This window comes from Microbacterium sp. C448 (assembly GCF_000582705.2).
Lineage (GTDB): Bacteria > Actinomycetota > Actinomycetes > Actinomycetales > Microbacteriaceae > Microbacterium > Microbacterium lacus_A.
The window spans coordinates 1-7564 of the sequence record NZ_HG779675.1 but is presented as its reverse complement, the minus strand read 5'-3'; the positions used below and the strand labels follow the sequence as shown (position 1 = coordinate 7564).

4 protein-coding genes, 1 tRNA gene, 1 other RNA gene and 1 pseudogene are annotated in these 7564 nt (G+C 69.0%); 4 read left to right on the top strand and 3 right to left on the bottom strand.

Annotated features, from left to right (window positions below):
- The 3 genes and pseudogenes from MIC448_RS08585 to ffs form a co-directional block, all read right to left on the bottom strand.
- Positions 1 to 334: pseudogene (locus MIC448_RS08585) on the bottom strand (acetate kinase); the annotation flags it as partial.
- A complete protein-coding gene (pta, locus tag MIC448_RS08580) occupies positions 331 to 2460 on the bottom strand; it encodes a phosphate acetyltransferase (RefSeq protein WP_036298308.1) in 2130 nt (709 codons plus the stop codon). The pseudogene MIC448_RS08585 and the gene pta, both read right to left, overlap by 4 nt.
- A gap of 63 nt (positions 2461 to 2523) precedes the next feature.
- Positions 2524 to 2620, bottom strand: an RNA gene (ffs, locus tag MIC448_RS08575) — signal recognition particle sRNA small type.
- A 250-nt stretch (positions 2621 to 2870) separates the two neighbouring features.
- Between ffs and MIC448_RS08570 the strand changes: the two genes are divergently transcribed.
- The 4 genes from MIC448_RS08570 (at position 2871) to MIC448_RS08555 (ending at position 7482) form a co-directional block, all read left to right on the top strand.
- Complete coding sequence (locus tag MIC448_RS08570; RefSeq protein ID WP_036298315.1) at positions 2871 to 3839, top strand: MoxR family ATPase; 969 nt, start codon at positions 2871 to 2873, stop codon at positions 3837 to 3839.
- Positions 3836 to 5086 (top strand): DUF58 domain-containing protein, encoded by a 1251-nt coding sequence (locus MIC448_RS08565; RefSeq protein WP_036298306.1) that lies wholly within the window; start codon positions 3836 to 3838, stop codon positions 5084 to 5086. Before MIC448_RS08570 ends, MIC448_RS08565 begins: the two co-directional genes overlap by 4 nt.
- Positions 5073 to 7370, top strand: coding sequence for a DUF3488 and transglutaminase-like domain-containing protein (locus tag MIC448_RS08560; RefSeq protein WP_081766295.1), 2298 nt, complete (start codon positions 5073 to 5075; stop codon positions 7368 to 7370). Before MIC448_RS08565 ends, MIC448_RS08560 begins: the two co-directional genes overlap by 14 nt.
- A gap of 27 nt (positions 7371 to 7397) precedes the next feature.
- Positions 7398 to 7482 (top strand) — tRNA-Ser (locus MIC448_RS08555).
- The last annotated feature ends 82 nt before the right edge of the window (positions 7483 to 7564 follow it).

Sequence of the window (7564 nt, the reverse complement as noted above, 5' to 3'; positions counted from 1 at the left end):
CCCCGCCGTGCACGACGCGGTGCCCGACGGCGGCCGGAGGCTTGTCACTGAGCGACGGACCGTTCTGAGCGAACGCCTCGAGCATCACGGCGAAACCGGCTGTGTGATCCGGGATCGGCAGCTCACGGTCGTAGGTGGCCTCGAGCACCGTCGGCGCCGGCTCACCCTCACGCGCGTGCCCGAAGCCCGCGGCCGAGACGGTGTGGCTGGCGCTGCCGACGTCCTCGCCGATTCGTTCGACCAGACCGGAGGCGAGCACGTCTTCGGTCGCGAGGTCGATCAGCTGGTACTTGAACGACGACGACCCGCTGTTGACGACGAGGATGGCGCTCATGCGTCGGCCTCTCCCTGTGCCTGAATGGCGGTGATCGCGATCGTGTTCACGATGTCTTCGACCAGGGCCCCGCGCGAAAGGTCGTTGATCGGTTTATTCAGGCCCTGCAGAACGGGCCCGATGGCGATCGCGCCCGCGGAGCGCTGCACAGCCTTGTACGTGTTGTTGCCGGTGTTCAGGTCGGGGAACACGAACACGGTCGCCCGACCCGCGACATCCGATCCCGGCATCTTCGCGGCGGCCACGGCGGCATCCGCGGCCGCGTCGTACTGGATCGGTCCCTCGACGGCGAGCTGCGGCGCCCGCTCGCGCACCAGGTCGGTCGCGACGCGCACCTTCTCGACATCCGCTCCCGCCCCCGACGTGCCGGTCGAGTACGACAGCATCGCCACGCGGGGCTCGATGCCGAACTGCTCGGCGGTCGCCGCGGACGATACCGCGATGTCGGCGAGCTGTTCGCTCGTCGGGTCGGGGATCACGGCGCAGTCGCCGTAGACCAGCACGCGGTCCGCGAGCGCCATCAGGAACACGCTCGAGACGACCGATACGCCCGGCTTGGTCTTGATGATCTCGAAGGCGGGACGGATGGTGTGGGCCGTCGTGTGCGCGGCGCCTGACACCATGCCGTCGGCGAGTCCCAGGTGGACCATCATCGTGCCGAAGTACGAGACATCCGTCACCGTGTCGGCCGCCTGCGCATACGTGACCCCCTTGTGGGCGCGCAGCCGGGCGTATTCTTCGGCGAATCGGTGCACGTGGACGGCATCGAACGGGCTCAGCACCTCGGCGGACGCGATGTCGATTCCCAGCTCGATCGCCCGGTTTCGCACCTCGATCTCTTCGCCGAGGATCGTCAGGTCGGCGATCCCCCGAGCGATCGCCCGGGCGGCGGCCCGCAGCACGCGGTCGTCGCTCCCCTCGGGCAGCACGATGCGTCGGCGGTCGGACCGGGCGCGCTCGACGAGCTGATAGCCGAACATCAGGGGTGTGACGACGGTGGCGCGCGCGACGCCGATCGCTCGGAGCAGCTCGGTCGTGTCGACGTGCCTCTCGAACAGCGAGAGCGCGGTGTCGTAGCGGCGCTGCGAGTCGGCCGCCAGACGACCGCGCGTGTTCATGATGCGAACGGCCGTGTCGTAGGTGCCGAGGTCGGTCGTGATGATCGGAAGGGTCGAGCCGAGGCCGTCGATCAGACGCATGATCGGGTCCGGCAGGTCGAAACCGCCATTCAGGACGATGCCCGAGATCGAGGGGAACGTTCCCGAGGCGTTCGCGAGCAGCGCGGCGAGGAGAACCTCGGAGCGATCAGCCGGGATCACAACGACTGCACCCTCGAACAAGCGCGGCAGCACGTTGACCATGGACATGCCCGCGACGACGACTCCGAGCGCCTCGCGCGTCAGCAGATCGGGGTCACCCGTCAGCAGCGTGCCGTCGACCGAGCGCATGATGCCGCGGATGGAGGGAGCGACGAGGAACTTGTCCTCGGGGATCGCCCACACCGGCACACCCGCACTGCCATGCGCCGCAACGGTCCGTCGGAGCGTCGCCACGGTCTCGCCGAGACGGTCGGAATCGGCGCGGTTCGCGACCACCGCGAAGAGTTCGGCTCGGCCGTGAGCCAGTTCCACGAGCGCGAGGTCGGCGATCTGGCCGACCTCGTCCGGGGTACGGGCGACGGACGTCCCGAGCTGTTCACCCTGCCCCTGCCCCGCGCGACCGCCGAGCACCAGCAGGACCGGCGCACCGAGGTTCGCCGCAATGCGCGCGTTGAACGCGAGTTCGGCGGGGCTTCCGACATCCGTGTAGTCACTGCCGAGGATCACGACCGCGTCGCACTGCGCCTCGACCGCCTTGAAGCGCTCGACGATCGCACCCAGCGCACCCTCGGGATCGGCACGGACGTCGTCGTAGGTGACCCCGATGCATTCGTCGTACGAAAGCTCGACACCGTCGTGTTCCAGCAGCATCTCGAGCACGTAGTCGCGCTCGATCGTCGAGCGGGCGATCGCTCGGAAGACGCCGACGCGAGGCATCGCATGGCTCAGGGTGTCGAGCACACCGAGCGCGATGGAGGACTTGCCGGAATGGCCCTCTGCGGACGTGATGAAGATGCTCTGCGCCACGTCGTCCAGCCTAGGCGTCGTGCCACCTACCCACGGATCGACCGCGAAGATAGCGGCCGGAAAGAGTAAGACTCTCCGCGCACCCGGCAGAGCCTGGTTACCCTTGCTACGTTTCCGTCCTGGGGGAGTTGGCCGGGATACCGCCGCGCGGAGAGCTGATACCAGTCTAACCATCCCTCCCCCGGCGCCGAAAACGAGCGGATGCCTTGACCCGGGGGATCCCCGTGGAGTCAGGCAACTCCCGGCCTCCCCGCGCGGTTCCCGGGTTACGATTGGGTAACGCGGGGTCGATGCCGATCCCTCCACCCGACGACGATCCAGGGGGTCGCATGCCGGATTCACCCGCACCTGCCGAGCTGCTCGACGGGGCCGACGTGCGGCGCCGGGTTTCGCCCGCGCCTCCCCTCCCCATGGATGCGGAGAGGTTTGCAGAACTCACCCGGGCGATCGGTTCCTCTATTTCGAGCGTCATCGACGGCAAACCCGCGGCGGTCCGCTCAGCCCTCGTGGCCCTGCTCGCCGAGGGGCACCTGCTGATCGAGGACGTCCCGGGTGTCGGTAAGACGATGCTCGCCAAGGCCCTGGCGACATCCGTGGACGCGAGCGTGCGACGGATCCAGTTCACACCCGACCTGCTCCCCGGTGATGTGACCGGAGTGTCGGTCTACGACCCGGCGGAGCGTGAGTTCGAGTTCAAGGCCGGCGCGATCTTCGCCCACATCGTCATCGCCGATGAGATCAACCGCTCGTCGCCCAAGACCCAGTCCGCACTGCTCGAGGCGATGGAAGAGGGTCAGGTCACCGTGGATGGCCGGACGCATCCGCTGCCCGATCCGTTCCTCGTCGTGGCGACACAGAATCCGCTCGAGATGGAGGGTACGTACGCCCTGCCCGAGGCGCAGCGCGACCGGTTCATGATCCGCATCTCGATGGGATACCCCGATGCGGCGTCCGAGGCGCTCATGCTGCGCCAGCGCGATACCGTCAATCCCCTCGACGCCCTCCAACCCGTCGTGACGACCGCCGAGGTGTCGCGCATGATCGCGTTCGCGCGCAGTGTTCACGTCTCTCCCTCGGTCGGGGAGTACGCGGTCGCACTCTCGCAGGCGACACGATCGCACCCCGAGTTGCGGCTCGGCGCGAGCCCGCGAGCAACCCTGCAGCTCGTGCGTGCGGCCAAGGTGTGGGCGGCGCTGGATGCCCGCAACTTCGTCATTCCCGACGACCTGATCGCCCTGCTGCAACCGGTCTTCGCGCACCGCCTGATTCCCACGCGCAGCGTCACGGGTACACGCGCGCGGGGCGGCACGGACACGGTCGCCGCGATCATCGACCGCATCGCCGCCACGGTTCGGGTACCGGTCGCGGCGCGCTCATGAGGCGCGGCTGGCCGTTGTCCCTGCGCGGCACGGGTGCGCTCGTACTCGCGATCGTCAGCTTCATCCTGGCCGGCGAACTCGGGATCATCGAGTTGATGTACATCGGATGCCTGCTGGTCGCGCTGCTCGCAGCCGGCTTCGTCGTCCTGCACGTGGGGCGGCGGGTCGGCCAAGCCGAGCGCACCCTCCGCCCGGATGTCGTGCCGGTCGGGTCGTCAACCCAGGTGCATGCACGCGTGACCATGCGGAGCTTTTCTCCGCTCGGGACGATCCAGTGGTCGGATGGCCTCCCCGACGCGCTCGAAGGCGACGCACGAGGGGATGCCTCGGGCCTCGCCACGCGCGCCGCCGGGGTCGATCAACCGCTCGACATCGCCTATTCGGCGCGGGCGGTGCGGCGCGGGGTCTGGAGCATCGGTCCTCTGACGCTTCGCACGATCGACCCGTTCGGTCTCGTGCGCCGGACCCACGCCCCCGCGGGTGACACCCGAATCGTGGCGGTGCCCGCGACCATCCCCCTTCCGCACGTGGCGATCTCGGCGGGTGAAGCGGGCGGCGCCCTGCATGCGTCGTCCGACCAGCTGGGGCAGGGTGCCGACAACCTGATCGCGCGCCCCTACGCTCCCGGGGACTCGATGCGCCGCATCCACTGGCGAGCAACGGCTCACCGCGACACCCTGATGGTGCGGCAAGAAGAGCAGGAGTCGACGCCGGCTGCGACCGTCCTCCTCGACCTCGGGGCCCCACGGTGGGATCCCTCCGCTCGACACGACACCGGAGCCGATCCCGCATTCGAAGCTGCGCTCTCGACGTGTGTCTCGATCGTCCTGCGTTTCGCCCGCGACGGCTACCAGGTCGACGTTCTCGACACCGATGGCACGCCCCTGTGCGAGCCTCTGCCGGGGATCGATGCCCCCGAGGACGTCGAACAGATGTTGCTGCGATTCGCCTCCCTCGTCTCTCGCCGCGACGACACACTGCCGGGTCTCGCGCAGCGCTACGCGGGCGCCCAGGCCGGTCCGCTCGTGTTGATCACGGGCATCCTGCGCCTTCAGGACGCGGATGCTCTGGCGCCACTGGCCCACCACTCGAGCCTGCCGATCCTGCTCGCCGCCAGCCCATCCGCAGATGCGCTCGAGCGCGCGACGCAGGCAGGGTGGCGGACCGCCGCAATCGGGCCCGACGCGGATCTGCCCGACGTGTGGTCCGATGTTGCCGACCGCGGAGCGCATCATGTCTTCGCCTAAGGCCCGGTCTCGCACAAAAAACCGCACCCGGGCGTCGGTCGGACTCGCGCTGGCCGTGCTGGTCGGGGTGTCGACCTCACTCCTGCCCCTCCTTCGCGTCGTCGAACCGGGCGCGTGGCTCGTTGGATCGTTCGCGATCATCGCGCTGGTGCTCGCCGCGGGATACGTCGCGCGGCGCTACGGCTTGCCCGCCCTCGCGGTCAGCCTGATCGGCATCGGCGTCTGGGTCATCACCGTTACCGTCGTGTTCTTCCGTGATTCCGCGCTTTTCGGCGTCATCCCGATGCCCGCGACCTTCCGCGACATTCCGCTTCTCGTAGACGCGGCCATGTCGCAGGTGCGCGACGGCGCCGCGCCCTTGGACGCCGGCATAGCCCTGTCGTTCCTGATCGTGGCCGCGGCCGGACTCCTCACGATCGCGATCGATCACGTCGTCGTCTCGGCACGGATGCCCCTTCTCGCCGCCGTGGCGTTGATCACCGTCTATCTCATCCCCGCCATCGCGGTCCCCCAGAGCGTCGATGTCGGCACCTTCATCGCCTTCGCCGCGGGCCTCCTACTGCTGCTGGGAGTCGAAACCGCCACCCGAGACCGCGGCGGCAACGGCGCGGGCGATGACGGCGCGGGCGATGCCGATCGCGCACGAACCGCGGGAACGCGACGCGGCACCGCTGTCACGGCCGTTGGTGTGGGGGCGGCAGCCCTCGTCGTCGCCATCGTCGCGACACCCGCACTGCCCGCGCCGGTACCCGGCGGCACGAGCATCGTCGCCATCCGCGGCAATTCGATCGACCCGTCGCTCGACCTCGGTCGCGATCTGCGGCGCCCGGAAGACACGGCCGTGCTGCAGGTGCGCAGCGACGCGCCGACCCCGCCGTACCTGCGCGCCGTGACACTGTCACGCTTCGACGGCGAGGAGTGGCAGCCCGATCGGGGCGTGGGCACATCGCTCGATGAAGAGTTCGAGCCGCTCGTCGTCGACTCGGATGTGCCCATTGCCGAGTACACCGCGACCGTGCAGGTCGTGAACTATGTGAGCCCCTGGCTGCCGGTGCCCTACCCGGCGGTCAACCTCGACGGTCTCGAGGGCGACTGGTCGGTGCTGCCGCAGAACAGGACCGTCATCTCGCGCTCCTCGTCGCCGCAGGGGCAGGAGTACGAGATCACATACGACGTGCCGCGACCCTCCGCCGAACGCATCCGCTCGTCCGCGGCGGCGATCGGGCCGGATTCGTCGACACTCGATCTGCCCGAGGACGACCCCGCCGTGGCCGCGATCCGCGAGCAGGCTCTGGCCGTGACCTCCTCGACCAGCAGTGACTACGACGCCCTGGTCGCGCTGCAACGGTGGTTCCGCGGTGTCGAGTTCGAGTACTCGCTCAATGCACCCGTCCGAGCCGGGTTCGACGGCACGGGGTTGGAGGCGGTCCAGGAGTTCCTCGATGTGAAGAGCGGCTACTGCGTGCACTTCGCCTCGGCGTTCGCGATCATGGCGAGGACCCTCGACATGCCCGCGCGCATCGTCGTCGGGTATCTGCCCGGCACGGCGACAACGGATTCGATCGACGAGCAGACCGTGCACGAGGTGTACAGCTCGCAGCTGCATGCGTGGCCCGAGGTCCACTTCGAGGGCATCGGATGGATTCCGTTCGAGCCGACGAACAGCCTGGGCGTGCCGACGGCTTTCGCCTCGTCCACGACGCCGGGCACGGCCGACGGTTCGACCGAAGAGACGGCGCCGCTTGCGCCCGAGGCACCCTCGGCATCTCTGGGACCGGACCAGACCGACGCGCTCGATGAGAGCGACTCTGCCGCCGGAACCACGACCGTCGGCGCGGGACCGCCCGTCGGCTTCGTCCTCGCGGTTATCGCGGTGTTCGCACTGCCCGGTGTGTGGCGCGCGATTCGTCGTCGGCACCGGCTGATCGCCGCGCACACGGGAGATGCCGCAGCGGCCTGGGCCGAGGCATCCGATACCGCTCTCGACCTGGGCATCGCCCTACCTCGCGGCGAATCGCCCCGGGTGCTCGGGCGGAGACTGGTCGACGAAGCGGGAGCGGATGCTGCGGCGATGGCCGTGCTCGTCGCAGCGATCGAGCACGCGAGCTACGCCCCGCCGGGATCGGCGAGCGAGCGCCGATCGAGTGAGCCGCTCGACGATGCCGTCCGGGCCGTTCGCGCGGGCATGGTCGCTACCGCGGACAGGCGCACGCGCTGGGCCGCCGCCCTCGTGCCGAGGTCGCTGTTCGGCCAGCGGGCGGCAGACATGCGGGCGGCACGATAGGATGGTCGGCGGCCCGCGAGGGCCCCAGGAGGATTCGCCTAGTGGCCTATGGCGCACGCTTGGAAAGCGTGTTGAGTGAAAGCTCTCAGGGGTTCGAATCCCCTATCCTCCGCCGATTATCAGCGAAACACCCCTCGTCCGTCGAAACACCCCGTGACAATGGGGGTTTCGCTGCACGAGGGGTGTTTCGGTCT

Excerpts from the sequence above, each read along its gene's own strand:
- MIC448_RS08570 (WP_036298315.1), top strand. The coding sequence starts at position 2,871 with ATGGATGCGGAGAGGTTTGCAGAACTCACCCGGGCGATCGGTTCCTCT.
- MIC448_RS08565 (WP_036298306.1), top strand. The coding sequence starts at position 3,836 with ATGAGGCGCGGCTGGCCGTTGTCCCTGCGCGGCACGGGTGCGCTCGTA.
- MIC448_RS08560 (WP_081766295.1), top strand. The coding sequence starts at position 5,073 with ATGTCTTCGCCTAAGGCCCGGTCTCGCACAAAAAACCGCACCCGGGCG.